Origin of the sequence: Sediminihabitans luteus (assembly GCF_002797595.1) — a bacterium.
Classification (GTDB): Bacteria; Actinomycetota; Actinomycetes; order Actinomycetales; family Cellulomonadaceae; genus Paraoerskovia; species Paraoerskovia lutea.
The window spans coordinates 1-14,981 of sequence record NZ_PGFE01000002.1; the positions used below are offsets into that span (position 1 = coordinate 1).

The following is a 14,981-nucleotide window of genomic DNA, read 5'->3' on the forward strand; positions in this document are numbered from 1 at the left end:
CGCCGATGGTACTGCCCTGGAGACGGGGTGGGAGAGTAGGACGCCGCCGGACAACCATTCACCAAAGGCCCACCCCACACGGGGTGGGCCTTTGGTCATACCCCCGTGCGTGTTGCACGCCGGCCCCCGGGCGGTCCGGGCGGAAGAACTCTCGTGCCTCGACGGCCTGTCTGCCTGAACGATTCGCTCTGCCTGGACGGAGCTGTTCTGCCTGGAGCCGGTCATGTGCACACACCTTTCACACCGCGCAGGCTCGCGGCGATCCGCGTCCGCATAGAGTTCCTGCGTCGAGCGTTCCTGCTCGGCGCGTCGACACGGGCGCAGGCCCGGCAGGAGAGTCAGAGGTGAGCGTGAAGCACGCACGATCGACCGCAGGGGAACGTCGTTCCGGACCGATCGGGTACGGCGTGGACGTCGTGCGCGGTGCGCTCATCGGCACGGCCGAGACGGTCCCCGGTGTCAGCGGCGGAACGATCGCGCTCATGACGGGCGTCTACGAGACGGTCCTGACGTCCGCCGGGCACCTCCTGTCCGGCGTGCGCATCGCGGTGAGCGACATCGTGCGTGGACGTGGTGTCGACCGGGCCCGCCCCGATCTCTCGCGCGTGGCCTGGAAGGTCCTGATCCCCCTCGCGATCGGCATGGTCGCCGCGCTCCTGGTCATGTCGCACTTCATGGAGCAGTGGGTCGACGAGTACCCCGTCCAGATGCGTGCGCTGTTCTTCGGGCTCGTCCTCGCCTCGCTCTGGGTTCCGGCGTCGATGGCAGCACAGGCCCGCTCGCCGCGCCACGACCGTGACGGCTGGCACCTGGGCGACTACGGCGTCGCGCTGGTCTCGGCCGTCGGGGCTGCCATCATCGTGAGCCTCCCGCCCTCGCACGTCGAGGCCACCCCCGTCGTGATCGTCGTGGCTGCCGCGATCGCTGTGTCGGCGCTCGTCCTGCCGGGGCTCTCGGGCTCGTTCCTGCTGCTGACCTTCGGCCTCTACGAGCCGACGCTCGCCGCCGTCAACGACCGGGACCTCGGGTACCTCGGGCTGTTCGCGGTGGGGGCGCTCATCGGCCTCGCGTCGATCGTCAAGCTCCTGCAGTGGCTCCTGGAGAACCGCCGGCGCGTGACCCTCGTGGTTCTCACCGGCATCATGGCCGGCAGCCTGCGGGCTCTGTGGCCGTGGCAGGACGACGACCGGGGGCTTCTCGCACCGGGCGACCACCTCGGGATCTCGGTCGTGCTGTTCCTCGTGGGCTTCGGTGTCGTGGCCGCGGGGATCGTCCTCGAGCGCAGGATCACGGGCGAGCCGATCGGCGAGGCGCTCGACCCGACGCTCGAGCACGCCGCGACGCACGAGCACGCCACCGGTGCCGAGAGCGCCCGCGTCGAGGGAGGCCCGGGGTCCGGGGGCGTCGCGCAGGGTCCGGGGGAGGCCGGTCGTCGGCCCGGCGACGAGAACCTCTAGACTGCTGGCATGTCCACCATCTCCCGTGACGAGGTCGCGCGCGTCGCGGCGCTCGCTCGTATCGACCTGGCTCCGGACGAGGTCGACCGCCTGGCCGGCGAGCTCGACGTGATCGTCGACGCCATCGCCCAGGTCAGCGAGGTCGCCACTCCCGACGTGCCCGCCACGAGCCACCCGCTGCCCCTGACCAACGTCTACCGTGACGACGTCCCCGCCGAGCCGCTTCCGGTCGCCGACGTGATGGCCGGCGCCCCGGCGTCCGAGGACGGTCGGTTCCTCGTCCCGCAGATCCTCGGGGAGGAATGATGACCCACGACCTGACGCGGCTCAGCGCCGCGGAGATGGCCGCGCGCCTGACGGCGGGCGAGATCACGAGCGTCGAGCTCACGCAGGCGCACCTGGACCGGATCGCCGCAGTCGAGGCCGACGTCCACGCGTTCCTGCACGTCAACGGCGAGGAAGCCCTCGCGACCGCTGCCGACGTCGACGCGCGTCGCGCCGCGGGCGAGGACCTCCACCCGCTCGCGGGCGTGCCGATCGCGATCAAGGACGTCGTCGTCACCAAGGGGATGCCGACGACCGCAGGCTCGAAGATCCTCGAGGGCTGGGTGCCGCCGTACGACGCGACGCTCGTCGAGAAGATCCGCGCCGCGGGCATGCCGATCCTGGGCAAGACCAACATGGACGAGTTCGCGATGGGCTCGTCGACCGAGCACTCCGCGTACGGCGTGACGCGCAACCCCTGGGACCTCGGGCGCATCCCCGGCGGCTCGGGCGGTGGCTCGGCGGCCGCCGTCGCGGCCTTCGAGGCGCCGCTCGCGGTCGGGACCGACACGGGCGGGTCGATCCGTCAGCCCGGTGCCGTCACGGGCACCGTCGGCGTCAAGCCGACGTACGGCGGCATCTCGCGCTACGGCCTCATCGCCATGGCGTCGTCGCTCGACCAGGCAGGCCCTGTCACGCGGACCGTGCTCGACTCGGCGCTGCTGCACGAGCTCATGGGCGGGCACGACCCGCGCGACTCGACGTCGATCGACGAGGACGTGCCGCCGGTCGTCGACGCCGCACGGCAGGGCGCCGCGGGCGACCTCGCGGGCGTCAGGATCGGCGTCGTGACCGAGCTCAGCGGCGAGGGCTACCAGCCGGGCGTCAGCGCTCGGTTCGAGGAGTCGCTCGACGTGCTGCGCGGGCTGGGCGCCGAGATCGTCGAGGTCTCGTGCCCCCACTTCGAGTACGCGCTCGGCGCCTACTACCTGATCATGCCGAGCGAGGCCTCGAGCAACCTCGCGAAGTTCGACGGCATGCGCTTCGGTCTGCGGGTCGAGCCCGAGGAGGGCCCCGTGACCGCCGAGCGTGTCATGTCGGCCACGCGTGGCGCCGGCTTCGGTGACGAGGTCAAGCGCCGCGTCATCCTCGGCACGTACGCGCTCTCGGCGGGCTACTACGACGCCTACTACGGCAGCGCGCAGAAGGTCCGCACGCTCATCCAGCGCGACTTCGACGCGGCCTTCGAGAAGGTCGACGTGCTCGTCTCGCCGACCGCGCCGACCACGGCGTTCGAGCTCGGGTCCAAGCTCGACGACCCGCTCGCGATGTACCTCAACGACGTCGCGACGATCCCCGCGAACCTCGCGGGCGTCCCAGGGCTGTCGGTCCCGAACGGCGTGTCGGACGACGGCCTGCCGGTCGGGTTCCAGATCCTGGCCCCGGCCAAGCAGGACCACCGGATGTACCGCGTGGGCGCGGCGCTCGAGAACGCGCTGGAGACGACGTGGGGCGGGCCCATCCTGGCCAAGGCCCCCGAGCTGGAGGAGAAGCGATGAGCGCGGCGGTGGATCTCGTCGGGTACGACGAGGCGGTGCGACGCTACGACCCCGTGATCGGGATCGAGGTGCACGTCGAGCTCGGGACGCGCACCAAGATGTTCTGCGCGGCCGAGGTCGAGTTCGGTGGCGAGCCGAACACGCAGACGACGCCCGTGTCGCTCGGGCTCCCCGGTGCGCTGCCCGTCGTCAACGGCAAGGCGGTCGAGTCGGCCATCAAGATCGGTCTCGCGCTCAACTGCCAGATCGCGGAGTCCTGCCGGTTCGCCCGCAAGAACTACTTCTACCCGGACGTCCCGAAGAACTTCCAGACGTCGCAGTACGACGAGCCGATCGCGTTCGACGGCTACCTCGACGTCGAGCTCGACGACGGCGAGATCTTCCGCGTCGAGATCGAGCGCGCGCACATGGAGGAGGACGCCGGCAAGAACACCCACGTGGGTGGTTCGGGCGGTCGCATCCACGGCGCCGCGTACTCGCTGGTCGACTACAACCGTGCGGGCATCCCCCTGGTCGAGATCGTCACGCGTCCCATCGAGGGCGCCGGGGCGCGTGCGCCCGAGGTGGCGCGCGCGTACGTGCGCGCGCTGCGCGACATCTTCCGCGCCCTCGACGTGTCCGAGGCCCGCATGGAGCGCGGCAACGTGCGCGCCGACGTCAACCTGTCCCTGCGCGCGACGCCTGACGCGCCCCTCGGCACGCGCACCGAGACCAAGAACGTGAACTCGTTCCGTTCGGTCGAGCGTGCGGTGCGCTACGAGGTCTCGCGGCAGGCCGCGGTGCTCGACGGCGCGGGCACCGTGATCCAGGAGACGCGCCACTGGCACGAGGACACCGGGATCACGACCTCGGGCCGCGTGAAGTCGGACGCCGAGGACTACCGCTACTTCCCCGAGCCGGACCTCGTGCCGGTCGCCCCCAGCCGTGCATGGGTCGAGGAGATCCGCGCGTCGCTGCCCGAGATGCCGGCCGACCGTCGTCGTCGGCTGCAGGGGGAGTGGGGCTACGCGGACGCGGAGATGCGCGACGTCGTCAACGCCGGGGCCGTCGAGATCATCGAGGCCACGGTCGCGGCCGGGTCGAGCGCCGCCGGGGCGCGCAAGTGGTGGATGGGCGAGCTCGCGCGCAAGGCGAAGACCGACGAGCTCGAGCTCGCGGACCTCCCCGTGACGCCCGAGCAGATCGCGCAGCTCCAGGGTCTGGTCGACTCGGGCCGCATCAACGACAAGCTCGCGCGCCAGGCGCTCGAGGGCGTCCTGGCGGGCGAGGGCGACCCGGAGCAGGTCGTCGTGGCACGCGGGCTCGAGGTCGTCTCGGACGACGGTCCTCTGCTCGAGGCGATCGACGCGGCGCTCGTGGCGCAGCCCGACCTGGTCGAGAAGATCAAGGGCGGCAACATGGGCCCGGTCGGTGCGATCATCGGTGCGGTCATGAAGGCGACGCGCGGTCAGGCGGACGCCGGCCGCGTGCGCGAGCTCGTCATGGAACGACTCGGCTGACGCGTCCGCGCACCGAGCCAGCAGCGAGAGAACGAGGGCGGTACCCCGATGACGCGTGGACCCGTGGTCCAGGGCGAGATGATGCGCCTGCGACCCATGGAGGCGCGTGACGCCGACAGGCTCTGGGAGTCCCTGCAGGACCCCGAGGGCATGTGGCAGACCGGGACGACCCGCTCGTTCGAGCGGTCGGAGATCGACGCCTGGGCGGCGACGGTCTCCGACCGCGAGGGGCGCTACGACTGGGCGATCACGCCCGGCGCGCTGCGCGACGGCGAGCCGCTGAGCGACGAGCTCATCGGCGAGATCGTGCTCAACGAGGTCGACGAGACGCTGCGCTCGGCGAACCTGCGCCTGCAGCTGCTGCCCAACTACCGGGGCCGCGGCTACGGCCGCGAGGCGATCCACCGGGTGCTGGGGTTCGCGTTCGCCCCGGCGCCCGACGGGCTCGGGCTGCACCGGGTCGAGCTCGACGTGCTGAGCATCAACCCCCGCGCCCGCATGCTCTACGAGTCGCTCGGGTTCCGCGAGGAGGGGCGTCGTCGTGACGCCTACCGCGACGGCGACGGGTTCTGCGACGCCGTCATGATGAGCATCCTCGAGGACGAGTTCCGCGCAGGGCTCTGACCGCGCTCGTCCCGCCCCCGAGCGCCTGACCTGGCGAGCCGGACCGCTCCGCGTCCAGCACTCCGCTTCCCGCGCCTGGCGTGCGGTATCTGGCGTGCAGTATCTGGCGTCCAGTACCTCGGGTCCGGAGCCCGGAGCCCGGAGCCCGGAGCCCGGAGCCCGGAGCCGCGCACCCAAGTCCCGCAGGGCACCTCAGCGGTCCGGGTCCGCCGACCCTCGCGCGCGGTGGAAGTCGTCGAGCGCGACGCGCCGCTCGTGCGCGTGGTCCACGATCGGTGCCGGGTACGGGTCAGGGTGGCGCGGACCCGACGCCGGCGAGCCGTCGGCGTCACGGCGCGGGCCCGGGTCGTCGTCCTCGACCGAGCGGTCCGCGGCCGCGAACAGGTCGTCGGGTGCGTCGTCGGCGCGGTGCTTCCAGGGTTCGTGCACGGCCTTGCCTCGCAGCGCCCGCAGCTCGGGCACCCAGCGGCGCACGTAGTCGCCGTCGGGGTCGAACCGCAGGCCCTGCGCCACCGGGTTGAACACCCGGAAGTACGGTGCGGCATCGCGTCCGGTCCCGGCGACCCACTGCCAGTTGAGCTGGTTCTGCGGCACGTCGCCGTCGACGAGGTGCGCCATGAAGTGCGCCGCGCCGCGCTGCCACGGCAGGTGCAGGTCCTTGACGAGGAACGACGCGACGACCATGCGCACGCGGTTGTGCATCCATCCCGTGGCGAGCAGCTGCCGCATGCCGGCGTCGACGAACGGGTAGCCGGTGCGCCCGCGCGCCCAGGCCTCGAACGCGGCGTCGGCGTCGGGCCCGTCGGCCCACGCGTCGTCGGGCACGACGGCGCGCAGCGACTCCGAGGACGCCTCGGGATGGTGGTGCAGCACGTCGGCGTGGAACTCGCGCCAGGCCAGCTCCGAGCGGAACGTCGCGACGTCGTCCGCGGGAGCGCCGTCGGCCTGGGCCGCGGCGAGGTCGGCGAGGAGCGTGCGGGCGTGGATCTCGCCCCACTTGAGGTGGACCGAGAGCATCGAGGTCCCGTCGAGGTCGGCGCGGTCCCGGGCCTCGCCGTACCCGGCGAGCCCGTCGTCGAGGAACTCCCGCCAGCGGGCGAGGGCCGCGGCCTCGCCCGCCTCGGGCAGGTCGGCCGACGTCGCCGGGACCGCGGGCAGGCCGTCGGAGCGGACGTCGGCCCACGTGACCTCGGGCCGGGGTGCGGGCGCGCGCCAGCCGTGGTCGAGCCACGCCCGACGGAAGGGCGTGAACACCTGGTACGGCGTCCCGCCGCCCGTGCGCACGCGGCCGGGGGAGACCGCGTACGGCGACCCGGTCGCCACGAGCCGCACGTCCAGCTCGGCGAGTCGTGCCGCGACGTCACGGTCCCGCCGCCGCCCGGCGGGCTCGTGGCCGGCCGAGACGTGCACCTCGCTCGCCCCGACCTCGCGCGCGAGCGCGGGCACGACCTCGCGGGGGTCGCCCCGGCGCACCACGAGCCGCCCGCCCGTCGCGTCGTCGAGCGCGGCGAGCGACCGGGCGAGGTGCGAGCGCCGGTTGGCCGACGCCGCCGGCCACAGCGCGTCGTCGAGCACGTAGAGCGGGACGACGGGGGCGCCGTCCGCCACCGCCGCGACGAGCGCGGGGTGGTCGTCCAGGCGCAGGTCACGACGGAACCAGAGGATCGACACCCCGACACGGTAGGACGTCGCCCGGCCGGTCGCCGTCCGACGGCGGACGAACCCCGGGGCGGGGTGCGTGTCCGGTCGCACGAGGGCGGGCCCGGTGCCAGAGTTCCCCTATGACGCACTCAGGCGCCGTGCCCGCAGAGCCCGCGGGGCGACCCGTCCACGACGACGACCGGGGGTTCTTCGGGCACCCGCGCGGTCTCATGACGCTGTTCACCACCGAGATGTGGGAACGGTTCAGCTACTACGGCATGCGCGCGATCCTGCTGTACTACCTGACCGACACGGCGGCCAACGGCGGGCTCGGGTTCGACACGACCACGGGCGAGGCGTTCGTCGCGGTCTACGGCACGTCGGTGTACCTGCTGTCGATCGTCGGCGGGTGGCTCGCCGACCGCGTGATCGGCGCACGCCGGTCAGTGCTGTGGGGCGGGTTGATCATCGCGGCGGGGCACGTGCTGCTGACGATCCCCGGCTACGGGTTCTCGATGTCCGGCATCGCGTGCGTCGCGCTCGGCACCGGCCTGCTCAAGCCCAACGTGTCGTCGATGGTCGGCGAGCTGTACGCGCGCGACGACGAGCGCCGCGACCCCGCGTTCTCGATCTTCTACATGGGCATCAACATCGGCTCGTTCACGGCGCCGTTCCTCGTCGGGATCGCCGAGCGATGGGGCGGCTACCACGCGGGCTTCTCGGTCGCGGCGGTCGGCATGGGGATCGCGCTCGTGTTCTTCGTGCTGGGAGGTCGCTACCTGGGCGACGCGGGCACCGACGTGCCGAACCCGATCACGCCCGAGGAGCGGCCCGCGGTGATCCGCCTGGGCCTGGTCGTGGTCGGGGCGATCCTCGTCGCGACCGCGATCGCGGTGGTCGTCGCGGGCGGGTTCGGGGTCGACGTCTTCATCGACGCGACGTCGTACCTCGCGCTCGCGGTGCCGGTCGTGCTGCTCACGGTCATGTACCGCTCGAAGCGCGTGACCGACATCGAGCGCCCGCGCGTGCTCGCGTACATCCCGCTGTTCGTCGCGGCGATGCTCTTCTGGATGATCTTCGAGCAGGCCGCGACGACGCTCGCGACGTTCGCGAAGGAGCGCACCGACCTGGACCTGTGGGGGATCGAGCTCTCGCCGTCGTTCTTCCAGTCGATCAACCCCGCGTCGATCATCCTCCTGGCGCCCGTGTTCGCGTGGATCTGGACCAGGACGGGCGACCGGCCGCCGACGGCCTACAAGTTCGTGATCGGCCTCGCGCTCGCCGCGACGTCGTTCCTGTTCCTCTCCGCGGCGTCGGCCCACTTCTCGGGCACGCTCGCCCCGCCGTGGGTGCTCGTGACCGTCTACGTGATCCAGACCCTCGGCGAGCTGTGCCTGTCGCCCGTGGGCCTGGCCGCGACGACGTTGCTCGCGCCCAAGGCTTTCCGCGGCCAGGCCATGGCGCTGTGGTTCCTCGCGTCGGCTGCCGGCCAGGCGATCACGGCGCAGACGATCGAGGCGACCGAGGGCGTGTCGGACACCGCCTACTTCGGCTGGATCGGTGTCGTGGCGATGGTCTTCGCGGGGATCCTGCTGCTGCTCGCGCCGTGGGTCACGCGGCACATCAAGCACGCCGACGAGCTCGAGCGGGCCGCGGCGTCGGCCGCCCCCGAGGGGGCGGCCGGCGACGAGGGCTTCGGCGGCAGCGAGGGCGGCCAGGGCTCGACGGGCCCCGGCGGTCCTGCGGGCCCGAAGGCCTGAGCGGTCAGCGCATCCAGCCGCGCGCGCCGGGGATCCCGGAGCCGGCCCACGCGCGGCCCAGGCCCCAGCGGTCGCCCGCGCGCGTCGCCGCCATGGCGACGACCGCGATCGCCACGAGCACGTGCTCGTCGACGATCGGGTTGTGCGAGCCCGGCGCGACGGGCCACGCCGTGACCCACAGCAGTGCCATGAGCGCGACGCCCGAGCACGCGGCGACGCGCAGGCCGATCCCGAGGAGCAGGGCGAGACCGGTCGCGAGCATGCCGAGCATGAACGCCCAGTCGGTCACGGGTCCCGCCATCGACGCGAAGACGTCGGCCGCGGGGCCCGAGACGTTCGCGAGGTAGCCCTGGGTGGGCGGTGCGCCGGCGACCCAGGCGCGCTCGGACGGCGTGGCGTACCCGAGCCCGAAGGTCTTGTCGGCCACGGGCCACAGGAACACGACCGCGAGCGCGATGCGCAGCAGCGCGACCGAGCGTGGCGGGAGCGCGGTCGTCCCGGGCTCGGCGGCGTGCACGGTCCGGCCCGTCGGGTCGTCCTGCGGGGCCGTGGCGGTGGCGGGTGCCGGGCGGTCGGTGGCCGGGGCGGGCGTCTGGCGGCCGGTCAGGGTCTCGTCGCTCATGTGCTCCTCGTTCCGTGGGTGGGCGTCCCGCGGCACGCAGGTCCCGGACGGTCGCCGGGTGGTGCGTGCCGCAGGGGTCGCGTCACCGTCGCACGGCGATCCATCCCTTTCAAGGCATTCATGCCGGTTGCAGTGTTTTCACGCACGCAGTCGGCGGAGTCCCCGCATGCGGGGTTTCGCCTAGGTCGGACGACGGCGCCCGGGCACCCCGGGTCGGATGGCGGACGTCCGCCCGAGCACCCGTCGGGCGGACGTAGGCTGTCGGGGCCGCGCCACGCGCGGTGGTGCCGGACGCTCCAGGCCCGCCCTGCGGCGTCCGACCCGAGCCACGCTCGCCACGGTCGTGCCGTGGCGGAGGAACCGCTTGTCGAAGGAGCAGTCACCATGAGCCGCCCCCTGCGCTCCAGGACGTCCACCCACGGTCGCAACATGTCGGGAGCGCGCGCCCTGTGGCGCGCGACCGGCATGGGCTCGGAGGACTTCGGCAAGCCGATCATCGCGATCGCGAACTCGTACACGCAGTTCGTCCCGGGGCACGTGCACCTCAAGGACATGGGCGACCTCGTCGCGTCGGCGATCCGCGAGGCCGGCGGCGTCTCCAAGGAGTTCAACACCATCGCGGTCGACGACGGCATCGCGATGGGCCACGCCGGCATGCTCTACTCCCTGCCGAGCCGCGACCTGATCGCCGACTCGGTCGAGTACATGGTCAACGCGCACTGCGCCGACGCCCTGGTCTGCATCTCCAACTGCGACAAGATCACGCCGGGCATGCTCAACGCCGCGCTGCGCCTCAACATCCCCGTCATCTTCGTCTCGGGCGGGCCCATGGAGGCCGGCAAGGCGATCGTGGCGGACGGCGTCGCCAAGACCAGCCTCAACCTCATCAACGCGATCAACTACGCGGCCGACGACAACGTCTCGGACGCCGCGCTCGCGCAGGTCGAGGAGAACGCGTGCCCCACGTGCGGCTCGTGCTCCGGGATGTTCACCGCCAACTCGATGAACTGCCTGACCGAGGCGCTCGGCCTGTCGCTGCCCGGCAACGGCTCGACCCTCGCGACGCACTCCGCGCGCCGCGAGCTGTTCCTCGAGGCAGGCCGCACGATCGTCGACCTCGCGCGCCGCTACTACGACGACGAGGACGACTCCGCCGCGCCGCGGAACATCGCGACCAAGGCCGCGTTCAGCAACGCCATGGCGCTCGACGTCGCGATGGGCGGCTCGACCAACACCGTGCTGCACGTGCTCGCCGCCGCGCAGGAGGGCGAGATCGACTTCGACCTGACCGACATCGAGCGGATCAGCCGCCAGGTGCCGTGCCTGTCGAAGGTCGCCCCCAACCACCCGGACTACCACATGGAGGACGTGCACCGGGCGGGCGGGATCCCCGCGCTGCTGGGCGAGCTCGACCGTGCCGGGCTGCTCGACCACGACGTGACCTCGGTGCACACCCCGACGTTGCGCGCCTGGCTCGACGACTGGGACGTGCGCGGCGGCAAGGCCACGGACCGTGCGGTCGAGCTGTTCCACGCGGCCCCGGGCGGCGTGCGCACCACGCAGGCGTTCTCGACGTCGAACCGCTGGGAGTCGCTCGACACCGACGCGGCCGAGGGGTGCATCCGCGACCTCGCGCACGCCTACACGGTCGAGGGCGGGCTCGCCGTGCTGCGCGGCAACCTCGCCGAGGACGGCGCGGTGTTCAAGACCGCGGGCGTCGACCCCGACGTCTTCCACTTCGTGGGCACGGCCCTCGTGTGCGAGTCGCAGGACGAGGCCGTCGAGAAGATCCTGACCAAGCAGGTCCAGCCCGGCCACGTCGTCGTCGTGCGCTACGAGGGCCCTGCGGGCGGGCCGGGCATGCAGGAGATGCTCTACCCGACGTCGTTCATCAAGGGCCGCGGGCTCGGCAAGGTGTGCGCGCTCATCACCGACGGCCGGTTCTCGGGCGGGTCGAGCGGTATCTCGGTCGGGCACGTCTCGCCCGAGGCCGCCGCGGGCGGCACGATCGGTCTGGTCGAGGACGGCGACGAGATCGAGATCGACGTCGACACCCGGCTCATCCGCATCAACGTGAGCGACGAGGTGCTCGCCGAGCGTCGCGCCAAGATGGAGGCCCGCGAGAACCCGTGGCAGCCCGTCGACCGCGACCGCTACGTCTCGCCCGCGCTGCAGGCGTACGCCGCCATGGCGACGTCGGCCGACCGCGGCGCGGTGCGCGACGTCTCGCTCATCACGCGGCGCTGACGCCGGGCGCGACCGGCTGTGCAGCAGACGTCGGGGCGGTGACCAGCGGTGCGGTGACCGGCGGTGCCGTGACCGGCGGGGCGTGCTCGGGCCCCGCCGGTCACGGCCCGGCCGTCGTCCTCAGGACGACGAGCCGTTGTGCCGCGGGAGCCGGGCGTCGAGCCAGCCGATGAGGTCGGACGTGCTGCGCGTCTGGATCCACACGCGCCCCGGGCCGGTGAACTCGCCGACGAGCCCCTCGCCGCCGAGCAGCGTGGTCTTCCAGGAGCCGGCCTTGCGGATCGTGTAGCGGACCGTCGCGTCGAACGCGACGACGTGACCGGTGTCGACCGTCATCGACTCGCCCGGCGCGAGCGTGTGCACGAGGATCCCGCCGTACGCGGCGACGAGCAGGTCTCCCTGGCCCGAGCAGCGCAGGAGGACGAGCCCGGCGCCCGAGAAGAAACCCTTCGCGCCTCCCCACCGGGAGTCGACCTCGACGCCGGGGTCGGACGCGAGCCAGCCGCCCGACTGGACCAGGATCTCGTCGCCCGCGAGCGGCACCAGCGTCGCGTCGCCCGGCAGCGCCGCGGCGACGCCGACCGTCCCGCCGGTCGACGACGTGAAGTCGTTGACGAAGAAGCTCTCGCCGCCGAGGGAGCGTCGCAGTCCCTTCATGAACCCGCCGCGCGTCGACGTCGTGACCTGCACGTCGCCGCGCGTGGTCGCCATCGCGCCGGCCTCGACGCGGACCGACCCGGCCGGGGGGAGGCTCACCTGGGCGAAGGCGAACGCCGGCCCGCCCTCGATCTGCACCTGCACGTGTCCTCCCGGGGGTCGTGCCCGCCACGCTCGGGCGGGCTGGCGTCCACTATGGCAGCGCTCGTGCGCGTGCGCGCCGCGGACGGTCGCCCGACGAGCCGGGAGGTGCGCCCGGTCATAGCCTGGCGGCATGACGACCGACGCGGCACGCACCCCGGACATCAAGCCCCGCTCACGCCAGGTGACCGACGGCATCGAGGCGACGGCCTCGCGCGGCATGCTGCGCGCCGTGGGCCTGGGCGACGCCGACTTCGCCAAGCCGCAGATCGGGGTCGCGAGCTCGTGGAACGAGATCACGCCCTGCAACCTGTCGCTCGACCGGCTCGCGAAGGCCGTCAAGAACGGCGTGCACGCCGGCGGCGGGTTCCCGCTCGAGTTCGGCACGATCTCGGTCTCTGACGGCATCTCGATGGGTCACGAGGGCATGCACTTCTCGCTCGTGAGCCGCGACGTGATCGCCGACTCGGTCGAGACCGTGATGCAGGCCGAGCGGCTCGACGGCTCGGTGCTGCTCGCGGGCTGCGACAAGTCGCTGCCGGGCATGCTCATGGCCGCGGCGCGGCTCGATCTCGCGTCGGTGTTCCTCTACGCGGGCTCGATCATGCCGGGCTGGGTCAAGCTCGAGGACGGCACCGAGAAGGACGTCACGCTCATCGACGCGTTCGAGGCCGTCGGCGCGTGCGCGCGCGGCCTCATGAGCACGGGCGACCTCGACCGGATCGAGCGGGCGATCTGCCCGGGGGAGGGGGCGTGCGGCGGGATGTACACCGCGAACACCATGGCGTCGGTCGCCGAGGCCATGGGCATGTCGCTGCCGGGCTCGGCCGCGCCACCCTCGGCCGACCGCCGCCGCGACATGTTCGCCCAGCGCTCGGGCGAGGCGGTCGTCGAGCTGCTGCGCCGCGGGATCACGGCCCGCGACATCATGACCAAGGAGGCGTTCGAGAACGCGATCGCGGTCGTCATGGCGTTCGGCGGCTCGACCAACGCGGTGCTGCACCTGCTCGCGATCGCGCACGAGGCCGAGGTCGACCTCACGCTCGACGACTTCGACCGGATCGCCGGCCGGGTGCCGCACCTGGGCGACCTCAAGCCGTTCGGCCGCTACGTGATGTACGACGTCGACCGGATCGGCGGGGTGCCCGTCGTCATGAAGGCCCTCCTGGACGCGGGCCTGCTGCACGGCGACTGCCTCACCGTCACGGGCCGGACGGTGGCAGAGAACCTCGCGGACATCGACCCGCCCGACCCGGACGGCAAGATCCTGCGCGCGCTCGACGACCCGATCCACCGCACGGGCGGGATCACGATCCTGGGCGGGTCGCTCGCCCCGGAGGGCGCGGTCGTCAAGTCCGCGGGGTTCGACGAGGACGTGTTCGAGGGCACCGCGCGCGTGTTCGAGCGTGAGCGGGCCGCGCTCGACGCGCTCGAGGACGGCACGATCACGGACGGCGACGTCGTCGTGATCCGGTACGAGGGCCCCAAGGGCGGCCCCGGGATGCGCGAGATGCTCGCGATCACCGGAGCGATCAAGGGCGCGGGCCTCGGCAAGACCGTGCTGCTGCTCACCGACGGTCGCTTCTCGGGCGGCACGACGGGCCTGTGCGTGGGCCACGTGGCCCCTGAGGCGGTCGACGGCGGCCCGGTCGCGTTCGTGCGCGACGGCGACCGGATCCGCCTCGACGTCGCGGCCAAGACGCTCGACCTCCTGGTGGACGACGCCGAGCTCGCGCGCCGTCGCGAGGGCTGGGCGCCGCTCGGGCACGGGTACACGCGCGGCGTGCTCGCCAAGTACTCGAAGCTCGTCACGTCGGCCTCGCGCGGCGCGATCCTCGAGTAGCCGCGTGAGACGGGGTTGACGCGCCCGCGGCGCAGGAGCAGCGTGCTGCCATGTCGACCGTCCACGCGTGCATCGACCCGGGGGTCCGGGAGTTCGTCGAGGCCCAGCACATGTTCTTCGTCGCGACCGCTCCGAGCGGCGACGGCGGACACGTGAACCTCTCGCCCAAGGGCATCGCGGGCACGTTCGTCGTCGTCGACGAGCGCACGGTCGCGTACCTCGACGTCACCGCGAGCGGGGCCGAGACGATCGCGCACCTGCGCCAGAACGGGCGCATCACCCTCATGTTCTGCGCGTTCGAGGGGCCGCCGAACATCGTGCGGCTGCACGGGCGCGGGCGCGTGGTCTCGCTGCACGACGCCGAGTTCGCGCACTGGACGCCCCGGTTCGACGAGCTGCGGGGTGCGCGTGCGGTGATCGTGGTCGACGTCGACCGCGTCTCGGACTCCTGCGGGTACGGCGTTCCCGTCTACGCGCACGTCGGCGAGCGCGAGCTGCTGCCGGCGTTCATGGAGCGCAAGGGCGCGCAGGGGCAGGCCGAGTACCGCAGCCGCAAGAACCGCACGAGCATCGACGGGCTGCGGGCGTTCGACGACGACCCTCTCCCGGCGGTCGAGACCCCCGACGACGGAATGAGTCGGCCCGCGCCGAGGTCCACCTGAGGGAT

The 14,981-nt window shown here is 72.6% G+C and carries 12 protein-coding genes; 9 read left to right on the top strand and 3 right to left on the bottom strand.

The genetic code is table 11. The features are described 5' to 3' along the window. Positions 1 to 344: 344 nt before the first annotated feature. Genes CLV28_RS06100 through CLV28_RS06120 form a run of 5 tightly spaced genes read left to right on the top strand, consistent with a single transcriptional unit; the run spans position 345 to position 5,403 of the window. Positions 345 to 1,457, top strand: a complete 1,113-nt coding sequence (locus tag CLV28_RS06100; protein ID WP_239073377.1) for a DUF368 domain-containing protein — start codon at positions 345 to 347, stop codon at positions 1,455 to 1,457. Between the two features lie 9 nt (positions 1,458 to 1,466). Continuing rightward, on the top strand, positions 1,467 to 1,763 hold the full coding sequence (gatC, locus tag CLV28_RS06105; protein WP_100422458.1) for an Asp-tRNA(Asn)/Glu-tRNA(Gln) amidotransferase subunit GatC: 297 nt from the start codon (positions 1,467 to 1,469) through the stop codon (positions 1,761 to 1,763). Continuing rightward, positions 1,763 to 3,280, top strand: a complete 1,518-nt coding sequence (gene gatA / locus CLV28_RS06110) for an Asp-tRNA(Asn)/Glu-tRNA(Gln) amidotransferase subunit GatA (protein WP_100423042.1) — start codon at positions 1,763 to 1,765, stop codon at positions 3,278 to 3,280. The genes gatC and gatA overlap by 1 nt, the downstream gene beginning before the upstream one ends. Next, positions 3,277 to 4,779, top strand: a complete 1,503-nt coding sequence (gene gatB / locus CLV28_RS06115; RefSeq protein ID WP_100422459.1) for an Asp-tRNA(Asn)/Glu-tRNA(Gln) amidotransferase subunit GatB — start codon at positions 3,277 to 3,279, stop codon at positions 4,777 to 4,779. The genes gatA and gatB overlap by 4 nt, the downstream gene beginning before the upstream one ends. Positions 4,780 to 4,827: 48 nt before the next feature. Further along, positions 4,828 to 5,403, top strand: coding sequence for a GNAT family N-acetyltransferase (locus tag CLV28_RS06120; protein WP_100422460.1), 576 nt, complete (start codon positions 4,828 to 4,830; stop codon positions 5,401 to 5,403). Between the two features lie 192 nt (positions 5,404 to 5,595). Here the strand turns inward: CLV28_RS06120 and CLV28_RS06125 are convergent, their stop codons facing one another. After that, complete coding sequence (locus tag CLV28_RS06125) at positions 5,596 to 7,074, bottom strand: cryptochrome/photolyase family protein (protein WP_203968308.1); 1,479 nt, start codon at positions 7,072 to 7,074, stop codon at positions 5,596 to 5,598. 110 nt (positions 7,075 to 7,184) lie between these two features. Between CLV28_RS06125 and CLV28_RS06130 the strand changes: the two genes are divergently transcribed. Further along, entirely contained in the window at positions 7,185 to 8,804 is a 1,620-nt protein-coding gene (locus CLV28_RS06130; RefSeq protein WP_100422461.1) for a peptide MFS transporter, read from the top strand. Between the two features lie 4 nt (positions 8,805 to 8,808). Here the strand turns inward: CLV28_RS06130 and CLV28_RS06135 are convergent, their stop codons facing one another. Continuing rightward, entirely contained in the window at positions 8,809 to 9,426 is a 618-nt protein-coding gene (locus CLV28_RS06135; RefSeq protein WP_203968309.1) for a DoxX family membrane protein, read from the bottom strand. 384 nt (positions 9,427 to 9,810) lie between these two features. Here CLV28_RS06135 and ilvD (CLV28_RS06140) point away from each other — a divergent pair, with 384 nt between their 5' ends. Beyond that, positions 9,811 to 11,673, top strand: a complete 1,863-nt coding sequence (ilvD, locus tag CLV28_RS06140) for a dihydroxy-acid dehydratase (protein ID WP_100422462.1) — start codon at positions 9,811 to 9,813, stop codon at positions 11,671 to 11,673. A gap of 120 nt (positions 11,674 to 11,793) precedes the next feature. Here the strand turns inward: ilvD (CLV28_RS06140) and CLV28_RS06145 are convergent, their stop codons facing one another. Further along, positions 11,794 to 12,474, bottom strand: coding sequence for a TIGR00266 family protein (locus tag CLV28_RS06145; protein WP_203968310.1), 681 nt, complete (start codon positions 12,472 to 12,474; stop codon positions 11,794 to 11,796). 130 nt (positions 12,475 to 12,604) lie between these two features. Here CLV28_RS06145 and ilvD (CLV28_RS06150) point away from each other — a divergent pair, with 130 nt between their 5' ends. Together ilvD (CLV28_RS06150) and CLV28_RS06155 are read left to right on the top strand one after the other, a co-directional pair. After that, positions 12,605 to 14,314 (top strand): dihydroxy-acid dehydratase, encoded by a 1,710-nt coding sequence (ilvD, locus tag CLV28_RS06150; protein WP_100422464.1) that lies wholly within the window; start codon positions 12,605 to 12,607, stop codon positions 14,312 to 14,314. Positions 14,315 to 14,364: 50 nt separating this feature from the next. Further along, positions 14,365 to 14,976 carry a pyridoxamine 5'-phosphate oxidase family protein gene (locus CLV28_RS06155; protein ID WP_100422465.1) on the top strand — a complete coding sequence of 204 codons (612 nt, stop codon included), beginning with the start codon at positions 14,365 to 14,367 and terminating at the stop codon, positions 14,974 to 14,976. Positions 14,977 to 14,981 lie beyond the last annotated feature (5 nt).